Annotated in this window: 19 protein-coding genes and 3 pseudogenes; 11 read left to right on the top strand and 11 right to left on the bottom strand. The window is 37.6% G+C overall.

The features are described from left to right. Positions 1–90 precede the first annotated feature (90 nt). Genes ADICYQ_RS02245 through ADICYQ_RS02255 form a run of 3 tightly spaced genes read right to left on the bottom strand, consistent with a single transcriptional unit; the run spans position 91 to position 2,897 of the window. Complete coding sequence (locus tag ADICYQ_RS02245) at positions 91–1,131, bottom strand: vWA domain-containing protein (RefSeq protein WP_020893747.1); 1,041 nt, start codon at positions 1,129–1,131, stop codon at positions 91–93. Next, complete coding sequence (locus ADICYQ_RS02250; protein WP_040414108.1) at positions 1,124–2,026, bottom strand: hypothetical protein; 903 nt, start codon at positions 2,024–2,026, stop codon at positions 1,124–1,126. The genes ADICYQ_RS02245 and ADICYQ_RS02250 overlap by 8 nt, the downstream gene beginning before the upstream one ends. Next, positions 2,019–2,897 (bottom strand): DUF58 domain-containing protein, encoded by an 879-nt coding sequence (locus tag ADICYQ_RS02255; protein ID WP_040414126.1) that lies wholly within the window; start codon positions 2,895–2,897, stop codon positions 2,019–2,021. Before ADICYQ_RS02255 ends, ADICYQ_RS02250 begins: the two co-directional genes overlap by 8 nt. A gap of 106 nt (positions 2,898–3,003) precedes the next feature. On the opposite strand from ADICYQ_RS02255, the gene ADICYQ_RS02260 reads away from it, so the two are divergent. Further along, on the top strand, positions 3,004–3,354 hold the full coding sequence (locus ADICYQ_RS02260) for a DUF4296 domain-containing protein (protein WP_040414111.1): 351 nt from the start codon (positions 3,004–3,006) through the stop codon (positions 3,352–3,354). After that, the gene (locus ADICYQ_RS02265; RefSeq protein WP_020893751.1) at positions 3,355–5,748 is read left to right on the top strand and encodes an endonuclease MutS2; all 2,394 of its coding nucleotides are present in this window, start codon (positions 3,355–3,357) and stop codon (positions 5,746–5,748) included. It begins immediately after the preceding gene. Between the two features lie 34 nt (positions 5,749–5,782). On the opposite strand, the gene ADICYQ_RS02270 is transcribed toward ADICYQ_RS02265, so the two are convergent. From ADICYQ_RS02270 to ADICYQ_RS02300, 7 genes and pseudogenes are all read right to left on the bottom strand, one after another. After that, on the bottom strand, positions 5,783–6,208 hold the full coding sequence (locus ADICYQ_RS02270) for a nuclear transport factor 2 family protein (RefSeq protein ID WP_020893752.1): 426 nt from the start codon (positions 6,206–6,208) through the stop codon (positions 5,783–5,785). Positions 6,209–6,224: 16 nt separating this feature from the next. Beyond that, positions 6,225–6,704 carry a hypothetical protein gene (locus ADICYQ_RS02275; protein WP_020893753.1) on the bottom strand — a complete coding sequence of 160 codons (480 nt, stop codon included), beginning with the start codon at positions 6,702–6,704 and terminating at the stop codon, positions 6,225–6,227. 43 nt (positions 6,705–6,747) lie between these two features. Further along, complete coding sequence (locus ADICYQ_RS02280; protein WP_020893754.1) at positions 6,748–7,383, bottom strand: ABC transporter ATP-binding protein; 636 nt, start codon at positions 7,381–7,383, stop codon at positions 6,748–6,750. A 1-nt stretch (position 7,384) separates the two neighbouring features. Then, positions 7,385–8,164: an acyl-ACP--UDP-N-acetylglucosamine O-acyltransferase gene (gene lpxA / locus ADICYQ_RS02285; RefSeq protein WP_020893755.1), complete on the bottom strand. Its 780-nt coding sequence runs from the start codon at positions 8,162–8,164 to the stop codon at positions 7,385–7,387. Beyond that, positions 8,161–9,555, bottom strand: coding sequence for a bifunctional UDP-3-O-[3-hydroxymyristoyl] N-acetylglucosamine deacetylase/3-hydroxyacyl-ACP dehydratase (locus tag ADICYQ_RS02290; protein ID WP_020893756.1), 1,395 nt, complete (start codon positions 9,553–9,555; stop codon positions 8,161–8,163). Before ADICYQ_RS02290 ends, lpxA begins: the two co-directional genes overlap by 4 nt. 48 nt (positions 9,556–9,603) lie before the next feature. Continuing rightward, positions 9,604–10,625 (bottom strand): annotated as a pseudogene (gene lpxD / locus ADICYQ_RS02295) (UDP-3-O-(3-hydroxymyristoyl)glucosamine N-acyltransferase). A gap of 17 nt (positions 10,626–10,642) precedes the next feature. Beyond that, the gene (locus tag ADICYQ_RS02300) at positions 10,643–11,875 is read right to left on the bottom strand and encodes an HD domain-containing protein (RefSeq protein ID WP_020893759.1); all 1,233 of its coding nucleotides are present in this window, start codon (positions 11,873–11,875) and stop codon (positions 10,643–10,645) included. A gap of 51 nt (positions 11,876–11,926) precedes the next feature. Between ADICYQ_RS02300 and porX the strand changes: the two are divergent. The 3 genes and pseudogenes from porX (at position 11,927) to ADICYQ_RS02315 (ending at position 15,131) form a co-directional block, all read left to right on the top strand. Then, positions 11,927–13,479, top strand: a pseudogene (porX, locus tag ADICYQ_RS02305) (T9SS response regulator signal transducer PorX). Positions 13,480–13,485: 6 nt separating this feature from the next. Next, positions 13,486–13,914 carry a tRNA (adenosine(37)-N6)-threonylcarbamoyltransferase complex ATPase subunit type 1 TsaE gene (gene tsaE / locus ADICYQ_RS02310; protein WP_040414116.1) on the top strand — a complete coding sequence of 143 codons (429 nt, stop codon included), beginning with the start codon at positions 13,486–13,488 and terminating at the stop codon, positions 13,912–13,914. A 59-nt stretch (positions 13,915–13,973) separates the two neighbouring features. After that, positions 13,974–15,131: an alanine dehydrogenase gene (locus ADICYQ_RS02315; RefSeq protein ID WP_373866573.1), complete on the top strand. Its 1,158-nt coding sequence runs from the start codon at positions 13,974–13,976 to the stop codon at positions 15,129–15,131. A gap of 18 nt (positions 15,132–15,149) precedes the next feature. On the opposite strand, the gene ADICYQ_RS02320 is transcribed toward ADICYQ_RS02315, so the two are convergent. Next, positions 15,150–15,614, bottom strand: coding sequence for a response regulator (locus ADICYQ_RS02320; protein ID WP_020893764.1), 465 nt, complete (start codon positions 15,612–15,614; stop codon positions 15,150–15,152). A 260-nt stretch (positions 15,615–15,874) separates the two neighbouring features. Between ADICYQ_RS02320 and ADICYQ_RS28090 the strand changes: the two genes are divergently transcribed. From ADICYQ_RS28090 to ADICYQ_RS02345, 6 genes and pseudogenes are all read left to right on the top strand, one after another. Continuing rightward, a complete protein-coding gene (locus tag ADICYQ_RS28090) occupies positions 15,875–16,525 on the top strand; it encodes a ThiF family adenylyltransferase (RefSeq protein WP_020893765.1) in 651 nt (216 codons plus the stop codon). Positions 16,526–16,533: 8 nt separating this feature from the next. Next, positions 16,534–16,983, top strand: a complete 450-nt coding sequence (locus tag ADICYQ_RS28095; protein WP_020893766.1) for a hypothetical protein — start codon at positions 16,534–16,536, stop codon at positions 16,981–16,983. Beyond that, complete coding sequence (locus tag ADICYQ_RS02330) at positions 16,973–17,680, top strand: hypothetical protein (RefSeq protein ID WP_020893767.1); 708 nt, start codon at positions 16,973–16,975, stop codon at positions 17,678–17,680. The genes ADICYQ_RS28095 and ADICYQ_RS02330 overlap by 11 nt, the downstream gene beginning before the upstream one ends. Continuing rightward, positions 17,670–19,802 (top strand): 7TM diverse intracellular signaling domain-containing protein, encoded by a 2,133-nt coding sequence (locus ADICYQ_RS02335; protein ID WP_040414120.1) that lies wholly within the window; start codon positions 17,670–17,672, stop codon positions 19,800–19,802. The genes ADICYQ_RS02330 and ADICYQ_RS02335 overlap by 11 nt, the downstream gene beginning before the upstream one ends. A 3-nt stretch (positions 19,803–19,805) precedes the next feature. Further along, entirely contained in the window at positions 19,806–20,894 is a 1,089-nt protein-coding gene (locus tag ADICYQ_RS02340) for a hybrid sensor histidine kinase/response regulator (protein WP_020893769.1), read from the top strand. Between the two features lie 193 nt (positions 20,895–21,087). Next, positions 21,088–21,628 (top strand): annotated as a pseudogene (locus ADICYQ_RS02345) (inorganic diphosphatase). The last annotated feature ends 29 nt before the right edge of the window (positions 21,629–21,657 follow it).

Raw genomic sequence — 21,657 nt, forward strand, 5'->3', positions numbered from 1 at the left:
GTCGGCCTTTTTTTAGCCTATTTCATAAAATCAGAAGGAAATAATATTGTGTTACTATCTAGGGTTTGCCAGTCAGTTATTTTGCTACCTCTAATCCAATAGGAAATTGTTGAAGAACGTACTTTTTAAAGCCATCCAAGCAAAGAAAAACAGGATTCCCCACATGAGGTAAGGTCTGTAGTAGTCCATTGTTTCTTTGTACCTGGATTCTATGATTTCAGCCTTCTCCAATTCGTCTATTTTCGTGAATATATTTTCCAATGCCTGGTCATCTGAAGCCCTAAAGAATTCAGCTTTTGTAATGCGCGCAATATTTCTTAATGTTTCTTCATTGAGGTAACTTTCAATCATCTGTGGCCTGCCAAAAAAGTCAGTGCCATAAGGGACCATCCCATCTTTACCTACTGCTATGGTATAAATCTTTACATCCATAGCTTCTGCCAACTGGGCGGCGAAGACCGGGTCCACGTTTCCCGCGTTATTGTCCCCATCACTAAGTAAGACCATTACTTTGGATTTGGCTTCAGATTCTCTCATGCGGTTGATGCCCGTGGATACAGCACTGCCAATCGCCGTGCCTTTGGCGTCCATCATATTGAAAGTGATACTATTGACCAAATCTGTCAAAAGTTCGTAATCTGTAGTAAGTGGAGCTAAGGAAAAAGCTTCGCCTGAGAAGATTACCATGCCTATTCTATCAGCGATTCTGCCGTTGATAAAATCAATAGCAGTTTCTTTTGCTGCCTCTAACCTATTGGGTGTGAAATCCTGTAAGTCCATGGATTCAGAAATATCCAATACCAGCATGATGTCAATTCCTTCGGTGTATTGTTCTACTTTTTCGTTTGTTCGTTGCGGCCTTGCGAGGGCAATTATCACCATCCATAAGGCAAGCAAAAAGAAAAACGAAGGGATAAGCCGAAGGTAAGTCCATGGATTTTTGGAAGGGACAATTTTCGGTAGAGATAGTTCTAATACTGGCTTTTGCAGTTGTTTAATGAACTTCCTGATCAAAAGCACTATTGGAATGATCCAAATTAGATGAAGTAAGAAAAAGTTTTCCCACTCAAAGCTGCGGAGGGTTTCCGGTGAAAACCAGCTCCAAGAGAAAAAGGAAGAGAAATCAGTCATGATTGTAAATTTTATCTATTTTTTCTTCCAATAGACCTTCAGATATATTTAATAGATTATCACAGGCTTCCTGAATATTATCATCTACCCGATTGGCATAAATAATGAGTTCGACTTTTCTAAAGTCCTTAATTATCTCTGGTTTATTTAGGTGAATCGAAATCTCGGTGGCTGTCCACTCCTTGTAGGGTAGTCCGGTTAAATTCTCTAAATAGTTTTTCCATAATCCCAATAACTCATCTGCTTCCTGAATACCCGGGTTTTTCACCAGAGCACTCATCGAACCCTCCCAATTGGATATAAATGTGCGCCATTTTTTCCTTTCCCTATAAGCTTTCCAACGCTTAAAGAGACCTTTTCCAAATATCAGGAAGGCGATCACTATTATAACTATCAGAACGGAAACACCAATGATTAAATACGGGTAATTGAAAGCTACGGGTATATTGAGGTAGCTGTTGTTTTCTTCAAAAGCCAGTTCCTCAGGGATTTCATCAATTGTAAGTGTAAGCGCCAAGGTCGCAGGTTGAGGGAAATGACTGATACTGTCATAGTTCAAAACCTCAAATACCGGCATGCGAAAAGCTTGCACAGAATCCAGAGAGAAGTTTGAAATCCAATAAACAGCACTGTCCAATGTGAGACTGTCCTCTGAAAGAGACGAGAATATCTGTTTGTCCAAATATTCAAAATTCCCAAAATTAAAAGTTGAGTCTGGGAATATCACAGGCACATCACTTGGATAGCTAGATTTTAAAACATAGCCTACTCTTTCACCTAATTTTGCAGAATCCTGCAAAAAGTATCCCTCTACAACAACATCTTGACCTTGAGCAAAGGGAATAGATGAGATAAGAAAGATAACTAAACAACTTAGTTTTACTATTCTATCCACGTTTCATGGTTTTATTTCTCAACTTAAATAATTCCATCAAAGGTAGGACGATGTCCTGATCTGTTGCTATCTGGAGATAATTGATCTGGTTTTTTTTGCAGAAATCTTTGAGGTGGGCCCTGTCGGTAGTAAATGAAGTGGCGATTTTTTTCGAAAACCCACCGAAAGCGGTATTCACCCAAGTGGTTTTATCTTCTTCTTTATCAAACACAGGAATTATACCTAAAGATGGTAAGGCCGATTCTATTGGATCAGTCATTTGTAATACCACTAAATCATGTTTAAAAGCCAATGCTTTTAAAGGTCTTTCATATTCTTCATCAATAAAATCTGAAATGACGAAAAGAATAGACCTTTTCTTAATTAGGTTGAGGCAAAATGTAAACAACCCATTAAGGTCTGTTTTTTTCGATTTTGTTTCTGGATTAAATATACCTTTTATGATTTTAACAGCTTGACGAGTTCCTTTGCCTGGGATTATGATTGTTTCTTTTTGGTCAGAGTAACTTACAAGTCCTACCTGTGAACCTTCATGAACGGAAGCCAGTGTCAATACCCCTGCGATTTCCTTACCAAGGTCAATTTTTTTACGGACTTTGCTACCGATATCCTGGGATCCACTGACATCTAAAAGGAAATAAACACTTTGGTCTTTGTCCTCTTTAAATGTTTTGACAAAGGTTCCATGTCCTTTTGCGGAAACCTTCCATTCGATAGTTCTTACATCATCACCATACTGATAGGGACGAAGATCGTCAAACTCCAGACCGGCACCCTTGAAAATAGAGAGATGATCCCCTTGAAGATGACTATTCGCCACTTTCCTAAGTAGGATTTCATATTTTCTAAGCTTTTTTATCAGTTGGTTCATTTTCATTTTTGAATCAGAGGCCTAATTTAGCAGTCTCATTCGAATAATAAAACGACTTAGCCTTTACTTATTGTCAATTTTGAAAGGAATTAGGTAATTTTGAAATGTGAAACACCTATATATAGCTTTTGCTTTTCTTCTCGGGACGATTTCCTGTCGTGATAATAATGGTTCAGATGACATTTTGTCAGAAGATACCATGGTTAATATTCTTGTGGAAATACATATGACAGAGGGCTTTGTGCAATCTCTCTCCATCCCCTATGATTCCTCTAAGATCCTTTATCCGATTTTGGAAAGACGTATTTTTGAAAAGTACGGTATCCCAGATTCAGTTTATATTAAAAGTTTGGAATTTTATTTGAGGGATGCCGCCAAAATGGAATATTTATATGAACGGGCAATTGATTCATTGTCAGTTAAAGAGAAAGAAGCACAGCAAAACCAACAGCCATAAATGAAATTATATCCTGATAATTTAGAGGAGAAAATAGACTTTGATAAAATCAAAGATTTAATTAGACAAGAATGCACAGGTATTTTGGGGGCTGATTTTGTTAAAAAAATTGCTTTTTCGAAAGACCGACGATTACTTAGCAGGCTTTTATCGCAAACTGAGGAGTTTAGACAGATTTTGGTCTCCGGGGATCCATTCCCTAGTAATAACTATATTAATATCTATCCTTATCTGAACAAAGCAAAGATTGAGGGGACCTTTCTTTTTGAAGAGGATTTCCATGAGATTCGGCTCGGTCTAAAAACGCTTTCAGGATGTGTTCTTTTTTTTAAGAAAAATGCTGAAGAATATCCCCAATTGCACCAACTTCTGGGGATGGTAGAAGACAATATACCTTTAGAATTTAGTATAGACAAAGTACTTGATGACAAGGGTAGAATGAAGGACAATGCTTCCAAGGAATTGAACCTTGTCCGAACCCAACTTTCTTACGAGGAAAATAGAATACGGAAAGTACTTGATAGTATTTATAGGACAGCAAAAGCGCAAGGGTTTACTCCTGAAGATGCATCTATAACTATCCGTGGAGGCAGAATGGTCATTCCTGTATTGGCTGAGTATAAAAGGCGCATCAAAGGGTTTATCCATGACGAATCAGCCACAGGGCAAACGGTGTACCTTGAGCCAGCAGAAGTGTTGGATATCAACAATGATATCAAAGATCTCCTGTACATGGAGCGGAGGGAAGTTCAGAAAATCCTTATGAGGCTTACTGACGAGCTCAGAGAATATATTCCTACCTTAAGAAGGGCTTTTTATTTTCTAGGGATGATTGACTTCATTAGAGCGAAGGCAAAATTTGCTATTAAGATTAATGGCATAAACCCAGAGATGGTTAAAGAAAGAGAAATGTCTTGGCTAAAAGCCAGGCATCCGCTCCTGGAAATGTCGCTCAAGCAGCAGAAAAAAGAAATTGTACCCGTAACCATCAACCTGGACCCTAACAATAGGTTGTTGGTAATCTCAGGGCCTAATGCCGGCGGTAAGTCCGTTACACTTAAAACTGTTGCCCTTGTACAGTTTATGTATCAATGTGGTTTGCTCGTTCCGATGGAGCCGAAATCAAAATGTGCCATCTTTGATCAATTTTTTATAGACATAGGAGATGAACAAAATATAGAGAACGATTTGAGTACTTACAGTTCACACTTGATGAACATGAAGCACTTCACTTTCTTTGCCAATAAGAAAACCATATTCTTCATTGATGAATTTGGTACTGGGACAGAGCCTCAGTTTGGTGGTGCAATAGCAGAAGCCTTATTGGTTGCATTGAATAAGTCGGGCGCTTTTGGCTTGGTCACTACCCATTACGGCAACTTAAAACAATTGGCATCCAAAAGTCAGGGAATGGTAAATGGTGCCATGAGGTTTGATGTAGATAGGCTTGAGCCGCTCTACGAGTTAGAGATTGGAAAGCCGGGGAGCTCATTTGCCTTTGAAATTGCCGGTAAAATAGGAATACCTGAAGAAATTGTTCTCCATGCGAAAGCGCAAATTGGAGAAACCAGAGTTCGTTATGATAAGTTGCTGCTCAAGGTTGAAAGCGAAAAAAGTAAATATGAAAACCTGATAGCTGAAGTGGAGCGGAAAGACCGGTTGCTATCCATTAAGCTAAGAGAGTACAATTCCTTAAAGGCGACCTTAGATGGTCAACAAAAGGTCATTTTAAATGAAGCTAAAACGCAAGCCAAGGTATTGCTAGATGATACCAATCGAAAAATCGAGAATACCATTCGTTCCATCAAGGAATCTCAAGCAAATAAGGAAGCTACCAAACAAATAAGGAAAGAGCTTGATGCGCATAAGGCGGCAATAAAGCCAGACAAAAAGCCTGTTGAACAAAAAGAAACCATCAAGGTGGAAAGTGGTACCATAGGGGTAGGGGACCAAGTGAGAATTAAAGACAATGGGGCATTGGCAGAAGTCCTAGGGATTAAAGGGAAGCAGGTATCTGTCACCATTGGGGACCTTAAATCTACAGTGAATCTAAATCGATTGGAAAAAATATCAAATACTTCACTGAAAAAGGAAAAGAAAGCAATAGAAAAAAGAATTACTTATGATACCTCTTCTAAGATGGCGAATTTTTCACCTAACCTTGATATAAGAGGTAAAAGAGGAGAAGAAGTTTTAATGTTGGTTCAGAATTTCGTTGATGATGCATTTATGTTGGGCATCAATGACATCAAAGTAATCCATGGAAAAGGGGACGGTATTCTGAGGGAGCTTACAAGAAACCTTTTAAGAAGTACTTCTTCTGTGGCTGGGTTTTCGGACGAACATGCGGATAGAGGAGGCTCTGGGGTAACACTGGTGCAGTTTAAAGATTAAAAAGCACTAGTAGTTGTCACCCCTCCCCATCTAATTATCTTTTGTATGCCTGACGCGCTAGTAAAATCCAGGATTTTCCTTTTTTGTGCCAAACAGTCAAAACACCAAGATTTACAGGTTCTGGTGCACTACCTTTGTTGAGCGTTTTTCCAATTAAAAAATGCCTAACAAGTGCAATTTTACCCGTAATATTTACAGTTTGATTTTCGATGTTGATTTCAGTGAAATTGGAGTTGCCTGAGCTTAATGCCTCGATAAATTCACTTTGATTTTCTAATAAACCACTTGAGTGTCCATAGGTTAAATCAGCATCTGTGATCTTTTCAAGACGGGAAGCATCACCTGCGACCATGGCGTTGACCAATTCAGTAACGGCACTTTCTACTGCCACTACTTGTTTTTCCTGAGCCATTAGTGCTGTAGAAAAAAGGAAACAAAGGGTAAAGAGGGATTTAAACATTTTTAATCGGGTTTGTTTAATTAATAATTGTCAAGTCAAAAACATAGAATCCTGCCAATGCATTTACTCGGGCATTCTGAGGTGCAGGAACCACAAATTCCAAACGTAATTTCTCCTGATTTTTAGTAAAGGAAATCTCTTTGTTTGAAGCTGGTTGAATTCCCGAAAGTATAATTTTGTCAAAGTTAGCTCCTGAAAAGGCCCAGTTACCATTCGTGTCGAAAAGTAAGTTACTGTTTATAGATGTATAGGTTTTGCCGGCATTATTGGCAATAAAGCGAATTTCAAATCCACTAAAATCGGCAGTAACCGTAGATCCATCTTTCGAAACAGACCCCCCATTTTCTAAGGACCAGGTTTGGCTGCCACTTGCTCCTGTCAATAGCGCTGTTGCAATTTCCTCAGCTGTTTTTTTTGGCTCTTCGGTCTCACTGCTCGTACAAGCCGTAAATACGAATAAAATAAAAATTAAATAACTACTAACTAGCGTTCTCATAATCATATCCTTAAAAAGTAAAATTAATCATTTCCGAATTTTATCAAAGTATTCGCTTTAGTTTATAATCTTCAATTGAAACAATTTTTTCACAAAAATCAAATTCTCTCGTATCATTTGAGGCGATAAGTAAGCACTTTTTGCTACTGTATTTTTCTACTAAATCTCTGTACCAGCTAATTCCTCGCTCATCGAGATTTGAAGTAGGCTCATCTAAGAGTAAAAATGGTGCGTCAGAGAAAAAACAAATGCCCAATTTTAGCCTTTGTTTCATGCCCGAAGAAAAATAATTTAGTGGTTTATTAACGGAGTTTTCAAGGTACATTAGTTCGATTAACTGAGGGATATCCACTCCACCTATAAGTTTTTTGAATTTGAAATGAAAACTCAAAAATTCCTTTAGAGAAAACTCTTCTGGAAAATCCAGGTAGGGAGCACTAATGGTCAGGTGCTTGTATATATTCTCTTCTAAAACCTCTTTTTTATCCAAAGTAAAAAGCAACTTTCCTTCAGTAAGCGGCATTTGAGAGGATAAGCATTTGATCAATGTAGATTTTCCAGAACCATTGCTTCCTATGATTGCCGATTTTGTTCCTTCTGTGAAATTAAGGTCTAGGTTTCTGAATATCCACTCACGCTGAAATTTCTTACCTCCTCCTTCCAGCTTTACCGATAACATACTACTGAATATATCCTTTCATCACACCTCTTTCAGATGACCGAATGAAGTTAACTATTTCGTCACGTTCTTTTGTAGCAGGAAGATTTATTTCTATTTCTTCCAAAGCCCTGCTATTGTTCCAGTTGTTTAAAAACAGAAAACGATAAACTTCTTGAATCTCACTTATGGTTTTGCTTTCAAATCCTCTTCTCCTTAAACCTAATGAATTTACTCCTGCATAGCTTAAAGGTTCTCTTGCGGCTTTCGTAAATGGAGGTACATCTTTCCTTACCAGGGATCCGCCTGAAATCATACTGTGCATCCCAATTTTCACAAATTGGTGGATGGCACTACTTCCTCCTACAAAAGCCCAGTCATCTATGGTTACATGTCCTGCGACCTGCACAGAGTTCGCGATAATCACTCGGTTTTGAATCAAGCAATCATGTGCGATATGTACATAAGCCATCAGCAGGCAATCATGTCCTATTTTGGTGGTTTGTTTATCAGCAGTCCCTCTGTTAATAGTTACAAATTCACGGATAGTCGTATTGTCTCCAATTTCTACAAGAGACGATTCTCCACTGAATTTCAAATCTTGAGGAATAGCAGAGATCACTGCACCAGGGAAGATCCTGCAATTTTTACCTATTCTGGCTCCAGGGTAGATGGTTACATTAGAGCCTACCCATGTGCCATCTCCAATTTCAACATCAGGATGTATAGACGAGAAAGCTTCTATTGAAACATTTTCTCCCAAACGGGCCTTTTCACTTACTTCGGATAGTTTACTGATCATGCGTCTTTTCTTACAATGCTGGCAGTCATTATGGCTTCACAAACCAAGGCATTACCTACAAATGCCTCCCCTTTCATTTTTGCTATTCCTCTTCTGATTGGGTTCAGTAATTCACATTTAAAAATCAATGTGTCACCAGGTATAACCATTTTCCTAAATTTGCAATTTTCAATGCTAAGGAAATAGGTCCAATAATTTTCAGGATCCTCAACAGTACTCAAAACGAGAATACCCCCTGTTTGCGCCATGGCTTCCACTTGTAGAACGCCTGGCATGACCGGATTATTTGGGAAGTGTCCCATAAAAAAAGGTTCATTGATGGTGACGTTTTTCACGCCTGCCACCACTTTATCATCCAGATATATGACCTTGTCTAATAATTGGAAAGGATACCTATGAGGTAAAATATTACTTATCTGATTAATATCTAAAACTGGAGGTGATTTTGGATCGTAGTATGGGATATGCATAGGCCCTGCCTTTTCCATTGCCCTTTTTATCTTTTTCGCAAAAGCGACATTGGCTGCATGTCCAGGTCTGGCTGCTAAAATTTGAGCTTTTAGTGGACGACCTACCAAAGCAAGGTCACCGATCACATCCAGAAGTTTATGTCTGGCTGGTTCGTTTTTATACCTTAGCTCTACATTGTTTAGGATGCCTTCCTTCTTCACTTCAACCTTTTGCTTGTTAAACATTTTGGCTAAATTAGCTAGTTCAGCCTCTTCTACAACCCTGTCCACTACTACTATGGCATTGTTAAGGTCTCCACCTTGTATCAGGTTGTTTTTGTATAACATCTCTAACTCATGCAAGAAACAAAATGTTCTGCATGAAGCGATTTCGCTTTTAAATTGGCTAATGTCAGTAATAGAAGCGTGCTGGCTTCCCAGTACAGGTGAGTTATAATCTACCATCACAGTAACCCTAAAATCGTCTAGTGGCAATGCTGCCATCTCTACTTCTCTCGCGCTGTCTTTGTAATGAATGCTCTCCGGGACTTCAAAAAATCTCCTTAGTGCATTTTGTTCTTCAAGCCCTGCTTCTTCCAGAACGTTTATAAACTGTATGCTACTTCCATCCAAAATAGGAGGCTCAGGGCCATTAAGTTGAATAAGTACATTGTCTATTTCCATTCCTACAAGTGCTGCAAGAACATGTTCAACTGTGAAAACTCTTGCGCCGCTTTGTTCTAAGGTGGTGCCTCGAGAAACGTCTACAACATTGTCCACATCTGCATCAATGATAGGCTGACCCTCCAGATCCATTCTTTGGAATTTATATCCATGATTAGGGCTGGCTGGCAAAAAGGTCATGTTAGCTACTATTCCCGTGTGTAAACCTACACCGTTCACGGTAACTTGTTTTTTTATGGTATGCTGTTTTACTTTCATTAAAATAAATAACTATTTACTAGAGGTGGACCAATTCAGTTTGCGAATTTATTGTTTTTTTTCCAGCTCTCTTAATTTGTCCTGAAGTAAAGGTAGTTTTTTGAATACTGAATAGGATTTTAAGAAAGCTTTTACATCAAAACCTATAAAACCAAATAAAGTTGTTCCTGGTTCAATTACCGATTTCATTACACCAGTATTACCTCCTATAGTAGTGTTATCGGCCAACTCAATATGTCCAACAATTGATGATTTCCCTGCTAAAACGCAATTTTTTCCAATAATTGTAGACCCAGCTACACCTGCTTGAGCGGCTATGACAGTATTTTCTCCAATTGTAACATTGTGAGCAATCTGAACATGGTTGTCTATTTTTACCCCCTTTTAATTAAAGTTGACCCCATAGTAGCACAATCTATGGTGGAATTGGAACCAATGCTAATATGATCTTCTAAGACGACATTTCCTAACTGAGGGACATTATTATAGGTGCCATCTGCCTGAGGGGTAAAACCAAAGCCATCGCCACCAATAATCGTTCCGCCGTGGATTTCGCAGTAGCTACCGATTTTTGTTTCGGAGTAAATTTTCACCCCTGGATGAAAGACACAATTGTTACCAATGGTCACATTGTCCCCAATATATACTTGTGGATATATTTTAACATTGTCTCCAATCGTGCAGTTTTTACCGATGTAGGAGAATGCTCCACGGTAAAACCCCTCTCCAATGGTACTGTCATTGCCAAAAAAACTTGGCTCTTCTACACCAAGTGGGTTTGGTTTGGTGAGTTCTGCATAGCTTTCCAATAGCTTAGAAAAAGCAGAGTAAGGGTCCGTTACTTTGACCAATGTCGTCGTATAGGATTTTTGCGGTACAAAGTCCTTTGAGACGATAATTGCAGAGCAATGGGTGCTGTAAAGGTGTTTTTCGTATTTTAAATTAGCAAGGAAACCTATGCTTCCTGGTTTTCCCTCCTGGATTTTTTCCAGGTTATTGATCATCTGCGAACCATCACCTTCTACAGTTCCATCCAAAAGTTGAGCAATTTGATCGACGGTAAATTCCATTAGGTATTAATTAATTTTTAACGTAAAGTTATGTTTTTAGCATGACAAGCATAGTATTTTTTGACAATTTTACTCATGGCTTTTATATTTGGCAAATCTGCGGCCGCTGCTACGTCCAAAACTTCACCTTTTTTTGTTAGTATTAAAATTTTATTTTCTTTCAAATAGCCATAATTGCTTATCTCACCTTCCGAGAAAAAATAATTTAATTCTTCATCAGAGACCATTAGCTTTTTTTGAACTTTAGATTTCATCTCAGCTACTTTGCTAGTAATAAGTGGCTGATTGCTAAGGTGTATTTTATACAAATTTCTAGTCAAAAACATTTTTGAGATTTGGCTTAGTACCAAGTCGTCAAGATCCTTCCAAAGTTTAATGGCTCCCCAAATATCCAAATCATCTAGTTGGGCAAAATCATCCAGCCAATCTGGTTTTCCTGTTTTAGGTAAATCCTTTTTCAAAAAACCTATGAATTCTATAGAGCCTGGAAGTGGATAACCTGAGCGCCCAAGGTGCTTTGCTCTTAAGATCAGGTTAATTAGCATTTTTTCCGCACAGACAGTTGTTTTATGCAGGTAAACTTGCCAGTACATAAGTCTTCTTGCGTTCAAAAAATTTTCTATGCTGTAAATTCCTTTTTCTTCGATGACAACCTCATCATTTACGATGGTCATCATTTTAATGATTCGATCAGCTCCTATAGTGCCTTCTGATACCCCAGTGAAAAAACAATCTCTTTGTAAATAATCCAGCCTATCAATATCCAATTGGCTGGATACAAGTTGGTGAAAGAATTTTCTTTCGTAACTTCCAACAAATATTTTTCTCGCCAGTGAAAGCTGGCCATGAAATTGCTTATTTAATTCGTCAAAAAAGAGGATTGATAATGTTTCATGGTGCTGGCCCTCTAGTAATATTGATTCCAGAGCATGAGAAAATGGGCCATGGCCAATATCATGGAGCAAGATGGCGAGTAGTGCAGCTTCATATTCGATTTCAGAAATCTCTATTCCTTTATTCCGAAGCTGGTCTAAAGTGATGCTCATAAGGTGCATCGCTCCAATGGCATGATGGAATCGGGTATGCAGTGCGCCGGGGTAAACCATATCCGTCAAACCAAGCTGCTTGATTCTACGTAACCTTTGAAAGTAAGGATGGTCAATAACGGCAAAAATCAGCTCACTTGGAATGTTGATGAACCCGTATACTGGGTCATTTATGATTTTATAACTTTTCAATGTCCTGTTCATAGAGGTATCTTGTCAAAAGTAATTAAACTAAAAAGAATTAAACCAATTGATATGCAAAATTTCAAAATATTATGGGCAGATGATGAGATCGATCTCCTAAAACCACATATATTATTTTTACAACAAAAAGGCTATGACATTGTTACGGTGAATAGTGGCTTAGATGCTGTCGAAAAAGTTGAGGAAGATAATTTTGATGTGATTTTTTTGGATGAGATGATGCCTGGTATGACAGGTCTGGAAACCCTGCAACAAATCAAAACCATAAAACCACAAATCCCTGTGGTGATGATTACCAAGAGTGAGGAAGAACATATCATGGATGATGCTATTGGTGGTAAAATTGCTGATTACCTTATCAAGCCCATCAATCCGAATCAAATTTTGCTTTCAGTGAAGAAGATACTTCAAAACAAGCAATTGATAAGTGAAAAGACCAACCTTTCCTATCAGCAGGATTTCAGGAATATAAGTATGGCTTACAATGATGCCATTGATCACGAAGAGTGGGCGGACATCTACAAAAAGCTTACTTACTGGGAGCTTGAAATAGATGAAACGGAAAACAAAAGTATGCAGGAAGTGCTCGAAACCCAAAAAGTAGAGGCAAATGCGAACTTTGCGCGTTTTATAAAAGAAAATTATTTGGAATGGCTAAATGTTCCTAACATCAGCAAGCCTGTTTTATCTCATCAGGTGATGAAGAAGCATGTGTTTCCAAAAATCAAAACGGATAAGCCTTTGTTTTTATTGTGATTGACAATTTAAGACTGGATCAATGGGAGATGATAGAAACCCAATTGAGGGATTACTTTTTGGTTAAGGAGAATGGAACCTATTATAGCATCCTACCTACAACTACAGCTTTTTCAAGAAACGCCTTATTCAGTGGTATGATGCCTCTTGAAATGTCGAAATCTCACCCTGACCTTTGGGAGGGCGAAGATACAGATGAAGGGAAAAACAACAACGAAGCTGAGTTTTTGAAGGTTAATTTAAAAAAGAACCGTCTTTCTATACGCTCCAGCTACAATAAAATACTGCAAACCAATCAAGGGAAAGCAGTGTTGGATCAGTTTCCCAACTTGATGAAAAATGAGTTGAATGTTTTGGTGTACAATTTCGTGGACATGATGTCACATGCCAGAACTGATATGAAAATGATCAGAGAATTGGCTCCGGACGAGTCTGCCTATCGCTCTCTTACTATAAGTTGGTTTTTACATAGCTCTTTATTTGAGCTATTCAAGAAAATTAGCGCGGCAGGAGCAGAAGTGATTGTAACGACTGATCACGGAACCAAACGTGTAAATAAACCTTATAAAATCATTGGAGACCGAAACGTTACCACCAACTTGAGGTATAAACAAGGAAAAAACCTTAATTTTGAATCGGGAAAGGTATTTGAAATAGATAATCCGGATGAAGCGAGGCTTCCTCGTTTGAATATCTCGTCCAGTTATGTGTTTGCTGTAGAGGATTATTTCTTTGCCTACCCCAATAACTACAATTATTACGTAAACTATTACAGGGATACTTTTCAACATGGAGGTGTTTCATTGGAAGAAATGATTATTCCTATTGTACATTTGCAGCCAAAATAATTTTAATTGAAACGAATACATTGCGATCATATTAGTGAGATTTCAAATGCTGCTGAGGTAATCATTGATTTATGCAGGGATATGAAGGTTTGGGTTTTTCAAGGAGAAATGGGAGCGGGTAAAACCACTTTGATAAAAGCGATCTGCGAAAAACTCAATATCTTAGACCCTGTAAGCAGTCCTACCTTCTCTATTGTAAATGAGTACACTAGTGACCAAGGAGATCCTGTGTATCATTTTGACTTTTATAGGATAGAGGATCCAGTAGAAGCCTTGGACATGGGTATTGAAGAATATTTCTCTAGTGGCAATTATTGTTTTGTAGAATGGGCGGAAAAAATCCCTATGTTTTTGCCAGATAAATTCGCATTAATTGCGATTGAGAGTGATGAAGTTGAAAAAAGAAATATTGCTATTAAAACCATCAATCAATGATAGGTAAAACAGGTTTTACCGAAATTGCCGAAGAGCCTTTGGTGTACACGCAGGAATCAATGGACCGTTTAAAAAGGAAAGGTCCTCCAATATTGATTGGAATACCCAAAGAAACTGCCGATCAGGAGAAGCGGGTGGTCCTTACGCCCGAAGCAGTGAAGTTGCTGGTAAACAATGGACAGCGGGTAATCGTGGAGACCAATGCTGGCAAATTATCAAAATTTTCTGATAAGGATTATTCAGATGCCGGAGCAAGGGTTGTATATACCAGTGAGGAGGCTTTTGATGCTGAAGTAGTTTTAAAGGTTGAGCCACCCTCTGCAGAAGAAATTGGCTATATGCGCCAGGGTTCATGTTTGATTTCAGCTCTCCAGTTGGGCAAACAAAAAGCCGAATTTATTCAGCAATTGAATGCAAAGAAAATTACCGCAGTAGCTTTTGAGAACCTGGAAGATAAAGTAGGTGGCATGCCTGTGGTGAGGGCCATGAGTGAAATAGCTGGCAGCACTGCCATGCTAGTCGCTGCAGAGTACCTCAATAGTGTGAATGATGGTAAAGGGTTGATCCTGGGAGGGATTACTGGTGTTCCCCCTACTCAGGTTGTGATCATTGGCGCTGGAACTGTCGCCGAATATGCGGCCAGAACAGCCTTAGGTCTTGGAGCCAATATTAAGATATTTGACAATCAAATCTATAAATTAAGAAGAATCAAGCAGGTCCTGGGTCAGCAAGTGTTTACATCGACTATAGACAATTATGTTTTAGGTCAGGCATTGAAAGAGTCGGATGTTGTCATTGGAGCACTTAGAGCAGAGAAGGGCAGGTCAAAAATAGTTGTGTTTGAGGAGATGGTTTCCCAAATGATGGAAGGAAGCGTTATCATTGATGTAAGTATAGACCAAGGCGGATGTATAGAAACCGCAGAAATGACCAGTCATAACGAGCCAGTGTTTAAAAAACATGGTGTTATCCATTACTGTGTTCCTAACATCGCATCCAGAGTTTCAAGAACAGCTTCCTATTCCCTTAGTAATATCTTTACCCCCATCTTACTTCAGATGGCAGACATAGGAGGGCCAGAAGAAATGGTATTCAATTATAAATGGTTTATGAAAGGGGTCTATACTTACCGCGGCAGTCTTACGAGTGCACATTTAGGCCGAAAATTTCAAATGACCCACAAGGAGTTACAATTACTATTGGCTGCCAGATATTAAAAAGGGCTATCAGTACAGTTAGGAAAGGAGGTTTTGCCTAAGGAGAAACTCCAATTGATCATTGGCTTTAAGCAAACTATCCGTTAGTTGCTTATTCTCCTTTCTTAGCGAAAAAACCTCATAGGCATTCTTTACTACCGTTCTGAGATAGTCTTCTTCCCAAGGTTTTGTAAGATAATGATACACTTTTCCTTTATTGATGGCATCAATAACTGCTTGAATATCAGTATAACCTGTGAGTAAAATACGCATAGGGTCTGGATGCATAGGGATAATTGACTCCAAAAAATCTACGCCGTTTTCCTTAGGCATTCTTTGATCAGTAATGATAATGTCAATGTCTTCCTGAAGCAGTATGTCTCTTCCCTCGTCAGCAGAATCTGCTAAAAATATTTTATATTCCCTTCTAAAAGTGGCCTTAAACGCTTTCAAGTTGTTGACCTCATCATCCACATAGAGGATTCTGATCTTATAATTTTCCATACCTTAAGTTTCGAAATACCACAATAAATTGCTAAGAACAAGAAATTGAATTTTTAATTTTAAGCAAATTATCGCTCTTTTTCAAATATAATTTACTAGTTTAAACTTAATATATTTATATTCAAAAGTTTATTCTATAAATTAATAAATTTAAACCTGAAAATCAAAAAATATTAAATTAATTCTACTCACTTGATTATTTGTAATTACAAAAATATAACTTTACTTACAGTATATCCTTTTTTTAGTTATTAATATTTATGGAAAACTCAATTAAGATTAATGAGTTTAATCAGGCCTATAAGCCTGTTTTGTTCTCACTTGGAAATAAGAAGGACAAAAAAGATCTCAAACAGCTTAAAGAAACAGGTAAAGTAATGTTTTTTGATTCTTTTGATTTACAGCTTTCAGAATTAATAAAAACGCAGAACCCCAAGAGAAAGTTGTCTCAAGAGGAGTTGGTCGAAAAAAAGATTGAATATTATTCTAATTCTGGAATGTCGGAATCTGAAAATGGGATCTGGGTTTATTATCCTTGGCGCAATACAGTAGTGCGAATATTAGAAGAAAGAGATTTTGTAAAATTACGCACCATAAGGAACCGCTATAAAATCACTGATGAAGAGCAGGAGTTGCTTCAGAATAAAATCATTGGCATCATAGGCTTATCGGTTGGGCAGAGTGTGGCCATAAGTCTGGCGATGGAAAGGTGTTTCGGAGAGTTGAGAATTGCTGATTTTGACACCTTGGATTTGAGTAATATGAATCGCATAAGAACTGGTGTGTACAATATTGGTTTAAAGAAATCATGGATTGTTGCAAGAGAAATTGCTGAAATAGACCCATATTTAAAAGTTACATTATATAATGAGGGGATTATTGAGGATAATATCAATGATTTTTTAACTTAAACGGAAAAATGGATTTATTGATTGAAGAATGTGATAGTTTGCCAATTAAAATTCTGAGTAGAATAAAAGCAAAGGCTCTTAAAATACCTGTAATGATGGATACAAGTGACCGTGGTATGATTGATATCGAAAGGTTCGATCAAGAACCCGAGAGATTGATTTTTCATGGATTATTGACTGAATATGGCCCAGAGGGAGAAATTATGACTAAGCTGCAAGAGCATGCTAAGGATATAATGATGTCTCTTTTACAATTTGATAACCTTTCCCCAAGGGTGAAGTTTAGTTTTTCCGAATTGGGGAAAACCATAACATCGTGGCCTCAACTCGCATCCTCCGTATTTTTAGGTGGAGCAGCTTGTTGTCATTATGCAAGACTGTTGCTTTTGAATCACAAAGTAGATTCAGGAAGGTTTTATGTTGATCTGGACAAGATAATCGATTTTAATGAAAGTTAGAGTTAGGATAGTTAGAGCCATTGATGATGTCGATGCTACCGAAAAATATATTTTTGGTCACCATAAGGTTTTGGAATCCTATGGAATTACGAAAGTGACATCCGCCGATAGGTCATGGGCGTTGAACCCCCATGTGTACCTGATCCTTTTTGAGTCCATGGAGGATCAAAGGATATTAGGTGGAGGTAGAATTCAGCTAAGAACGGAATATTTCCCTTTGCCCTTTGAAATGGCTATCAGAGAAATTGACCCTAAAATAGGCGCTTATCTTGCAGAGTTTAAAGACCTGGAGGTAGCAGAGTATTGTGGTTTGTGGAATAGCCGAGAGGTAGCAGGATATGGGATTGGGAGTATCTATTTGGTTAGGGTTGGAATAGCTATTCTTCCCCAGTTGAATTTAAAAAAGCTTTTTGGCCTAAGCTCTCCTGTGACATTGAGTATCTCCAAAAGTGTTGGCTATGAGATTATTTCTGGTCTAGGAGATAATGGGTCATTCTATTATCCAAAAGAAGGGTTGATAGCAACAGCATTAGAGATTAATGATATAGCTGAGTTGTCCCATGCACAGGAAGCGGAAAGGAATTATATATTTGAGTTAAGGAATAAAATTAATTTTAATACTGTAGAGAGTGGTCCGAAAGGTGAAATGGAATTACAGTTTGAACTTCAAATCCCTAAGCCACAGAATGAAAAATAACACTTATTTCAAGTATGCATCTTTAACAGCCCTTCTATTATTGGTGGTGATATTGCCAATCATTTCTTTTTTGGGAATGTTAAAACAGGATGATGATTTACGATTTAATAATTATCCCTATTTTTTGGGAGACCAAGATTCCATTGGCGAGGATTTAGATCTAATTACTTTTGACTCCATTGCTCTGGGAGGAGTGGACCTTGGGGCAGTAAAAAAGGATTTGTTCGTAAAACTTGATCTAGATGATTTTGGCTGGTTAAATAAAGATAGTGTTTACTTCCTTGAAATAAGTAATCCATCATTTAGGGAGGTTGAATTGTACCGGTTTAATACAGATGGAAAATTGGCTTATAAAGAATTGGTCGGCACTGCTGTGAAGAGTGAAAACTCCTTGAGAAACCCAAATCCCTATTTCAATATTCAGTTGGGTAAAGATTTAAGCCCTACAGTTGTTTTAAGAGTGAATTCTAAAGTGCCTTTAAAATTTGAGGCTTTTATTTACCCCTATTCTTCTTTTAATAAAAATTATAGTTTGCGTCTCATTATCATAAGTTTCTACTTTGGGATAATGGTTGCACTTTTTCTTTACAACCTAATACTGTATTTCGCTGTTAAGGATAGGGTATATTTATTTTATTGTTTCTATATATTGTTTATAGGACTGGCACAACTCTCCATATCAGGACATTCTTACTTCTTGCTTCAAAAGAACGTATTCCTGTATGAGTTAAGTATCATTGGCTTTACTACCTTATCCAGTGTCTTTGTGATTCCCTTTATCCAGCTGTTCTTGAGAACAGATGAGTATATTCCTAAATATGAAAAATACCTTTACCTTATCCCGCTATCCTATGTGATATCCTTGGTGCTTTGGCAAATGGGGTTTGTCGAAATAAGCTATTCCATGATGGATTTGAACGGGCTTATTTTTGTTGTTTGTTTTTTCACTATCGGGATTATAGCTGCACGAGGAGGTAATAGGTCTGCTTATTTCTTTTTGCTGGCCTGGAGTTTCCTTTTGATCGGGCTGGTTGTGTTAATACTTCATAACCTGATGATTATTAATTTAGGTTCCTACGCCAATGCACCATTACTTGCGGGAACAGCCATTGAAGCATTATTGCTTTCTTTTGCTTTGGCTGATAAAATTAATATTTTGAAGAAGGAAAAAGAGGATGAACAGTTAGACAAGCTTGAAGCTGTTAAAGAAAATGAAAGACTAATAAAGGAACAAAACGTTTTCCTGGAAGACATGGTGAAATCCAGAACAGAGGAATTAGAGTTGACCTTGAAGAATCTTCAAAACACGCAGACACAACTTGTTAATCAAGAAAAAATGGCTTCCTTGGGTCAGTTGACAGCAGGGATAGCCCATGAAATCAATAACCCTATAAATTTTGTGAGCTCAAATATTTCTCCTTTAAAACGTGACCTGAAAGATATTCTGGAATTGATGGATGTTTATAGGGAGAAGGGTAAATTAGAGTTCTCTGAGGAGAGTAAAGAAGAGATTGATGAGATGGAGGAAGAAATTGAATTCGATTACTTGTTAGAGGAAGTTGAACAATTGCTTAATGGGATGGAAGATGGTGCCAAAAGGACTGTGGAGATAGTGCGTGGGCTGAAATTATTCTCAAGAGTTGATGAACAAGATGTTAAAGAAGTTGATCTTCGCGAAGGATTAGATAGTACATTGATTCTACTTAATAGTACTATGACTGGTGTTATTAAGTTAACAAAGAATTATGAAGATGTTCCAATGGTAGAATGTTTGGCAGGAAAGATAAATCAAGTCTTCATGAATATAATTAGCAATGCTATTCATGCACTTCTTGATCATCCTATTGAAGGTAGAGAGCCTGAACTTACCATAAATACTTTCTTTAAAGATGGGATGGTTGGAATTCAAATTAAAGACAATGGAGTAGGTATGCCAGATAAAGTGAAGGAGAAAATATTTGAACCATTTTTCACTACCAAGGCCGTTGGTCAAGGGACCGGCTTAGGGCTCTCCATAGTTTATACAATCATTGAAAATCATAAAGGGTCCATAACGGTGGATTCTGAGCAAGGTGTTGGGACTGTTTTTAATATCGCATTGCCAGTTAACCAAAAAGGATAGCAGATGACGAACAGGATTGAGGTGCTGTATATTGATGATGAAGACAATAACCTGAACTCATTCAAGGCAGCCTTGAGGAAAGAATTTAGAGTGCAAACAGCGATAGATGCTGAGGATGGGTTGATTCTTGCTAAGAACCATGAGTTTCAAGTTGTCATAGCGGATCAAAGGATGCCTGGTATGACAGGTGTAGAGTTTTTTGAAAAGCTAGTTGAAATTAATCCTGATCCCATTCGAATTCTTTTAACAGGATACTCCGATATCACTAGTGTCATCGACGCAATCAATAGGGGTGAGGTTTACCGATTTATAGATAAACCATGGAACATTGAGCAGATCAAAAATGCGATCCTAAATGCTGCAGAGATTTTCAATGCAAGAAAAGAGTTAAAAGAGAAGAACAATCGATTGCAGAAGCTCCATTCTGAGATGAACCAGTTTGTTTACAGTTTGTCACATGAGTTGCGTGGGCCACTGATGAGTATCTCAGGCATATCCAAACTTGCGAAAATGGAAGTGAAGGATCCAGGTATAATTGAGTACTTTGAGATGATTGACTCTGCGACCTTGAAGCTAGATGATTTTATTTATAAAATGCTAGATTTTTATAGGTCAACAAAAATCGAAAACAAAATTGTCACCATCAAATTCGAAGATATTCTAAGTCAATTGCTGGATGAATATAAATTGAAATGGAACCTGGATGGGATCGAAATATTTTTGTCCATTGACCAGAAAGATGTGTTTCATTCAGATGAATCAAAGATCAGGGTGATTCTTAATAATTTGTTCAGTAATGCCTTCAAATTTCAGAAAGATGAAGATGGGAAATGGATAAAGATCAATATTGAAGTCAATCCTAAAGGGGCAATGATTGAGGTCTCTGACAATGGAATAGGTATTGAAGACAAACATAAAAATGATGTTTTTAATCTATTTCACAGGGCTACTCAAAGAAACGTGGGCTCGGGCCTTGGACTTTATATGGTGAAAGAATCAATTGAACAGCTAAAAGGTCATGTCATTCTTAATTCTGTGCCCAAAATAGGGACTAAAGTTCATGTCCACCTTCCTGACTTGTTAGAGTTTTAATTTTACATGGGTAGAAGAGCAGCGTCATTCAATGAAAAGTGTTTGAATTTTAAACAAGTTAAAACTCGCAATTTTCTTTTGTATGGTAGGTTTTAATATCCTGATATCCTATTAATATTCTCCAAAATTCTTTGTTGAGATATAAAATGGAGGTAATTTGCACCATTAATTTTTATTAAAAAAATGTTTTTTTATGATTAACCCTTGGCATGATGTGAGTATTGGGCCAAACTCACCAGAATACGTAACGGGAGTAATAGAAATACCCAAAGGAAGTAAAGGTAAGTACGAACTTGATAAAGAATCAGGTATGTTACTTTTGGATCGTGTGCTTTTTTCAGCTGTACACTATCCTGCCAATTACGGTTTTATTCCTCAGACATTTTGTGAGGATCATGATCCCCTTGATATATTGATTATTTCCCAAATAGACATTCCTTCGATGACGCTTGTTAAAGCAAAAGTTATTGGAGTGATGAGAATGATTGATGGTGGTGAAGCAGATGATAAAATCATTGCTGTAGCTGCTGATGACCAGTCTGTAAATTATTATGAGGATATTTCTGAACTTCCTCCTCACCTAATGAAGGAAACACATCGCTTTTTTCGAGGATTATAAGAAACTTGAAAATAAAGAAGTGAAGGTGGAGGACTTTCTTGGAAAAGAGGATGCTATGCGTATTATCAATGAATCCGTAGAGCTCTACAATAAAACCTTTAAGACAGTTAAATAGAAGGATTAAATCCTTTATTTAAGGAATAG

It is taken from the genome of Cyclobacterium qasimii M12-11B, assembly GCF_000427295.1.
GTDB lineage: Bacteria > Bacteroidota > Bacteroidia > Cytophagales > Cyclobacteriaceae > Cyclobacterium > Cyclobacterium qasimii.

Bases quoted from the DNA above. Each gene is read 5' to 3' on its own strand.
- ADICYQ_RS02245 (WP_020893747.1), bottom strand. From the start codon at position 1,131: ATGACTGATTTCTCTTCCTTTTTCTCTTGGAGCTGGTTTTCACCGGAA.
- ADICYQ_RS02255 (WP_040414126.1), bottom strand. From the start codon at position 2,897: ATGAACCAACTGATAAAAAAGCTTAGAAAATATGAAATCCTACTTAGG.
- ADICYQ_RS02265 (WP_020893751.1), top strand. From the start codon at position 3,355: ATGAAATTATATCCTGATAATTTAGAGGAGAAAATAGACTTTGATAAA.
- ADICYQ_RS02270 (WP_020893752.1), bottom strand. From the start codon at position 6,208: ATGTTTAAATCCCTCTTTACCCTTTGTTTCCTTTTTTCTACAGCACTA.
- ADICYQ_RS02275 (WP_020893753.1), bottom strand. From the start codon at position 6,704: ATGAGAACGCTAGTTAGTAGTTATTTAATTTTTATTTTATTCGTATTT.
- ADICYQ_RS02280 (WP_020893754.1), bottom strand. From the start codon at position 7,383: ATGTTATCGGTAAAGCTGGAAGGAGGAGGTAAGAAATTTCAGCGTGAG.
- lpxA (WP_020893755.1), bottom strand. From the start codon at position 8,164: ATGATCAGTAAACTATCCGAAGTAAGTGAAAAGGCCCGTTTGGGAGAA.
- ADICYQ_RS02290 (WP_020893756.1), bottom strand. From the start codon at position 9,555: ATGAAAGTAAAACAGCATACCATAAAAAAACAAGTTACCGTGAACGGT.
- ADICYQ_RS02300 (WP_020893759.1), bottom strand. From the start codon at position 11,875: ATGAACAGGACATTGAAAAGTTATAAAATCATAAATGACCCAGTATAC.
- ADICYQ_RS02315 (WP_373866573.1), top strand. From the start codon at position 13,974: ATGGACCGTTTAAAAAGGAAAGGTCCTCCAATATTGATTGGAATACCC.
- ADICYQ_RS02320 (WP_020893764.1), bottom strand. From the start codon at position 15,614: ATGGAAAATTATAAGATCAGAATCCTCTATGTGGATGATGAGGTCAAC.
- ADICYQ_RS28090 (WP_020893765.1), top strand. From the start codon at position 15,875: ATGGAAAACTCAATTAAGATTAATGAGTTTAATCAGGCCTATAAGCCT.
- ADICYQ_RS28095 (WP_020893766.1), top strand. From the start codon at position 16,534: ATGGATTTATTGATTGAAGAATGTGATAGTTTGCCAATTAAAATTCTG.
- ADICYQ_RS02330 (WP_020893767.1), top strand. From the start codon at position 16,973: ATGAAAGTTAGAGTTAGGATAGTTAGAGCCATTGATGATGTCGATGCT.
- ADICYQ_RS02335 (WP_040414120.1), top strand. From the start codon at position 17,670: ATGAAAAATAACACTTATTTCAAGTATGCATCTTTAACAGCCCTTCTA.
- ADICYQ_RS02340 (WP_020893769.1), top strand. From the start codon at position 19,806: ATGACGAACAGGATTGAGGTGCTGTATATTGATGATGAAGACAATAAC.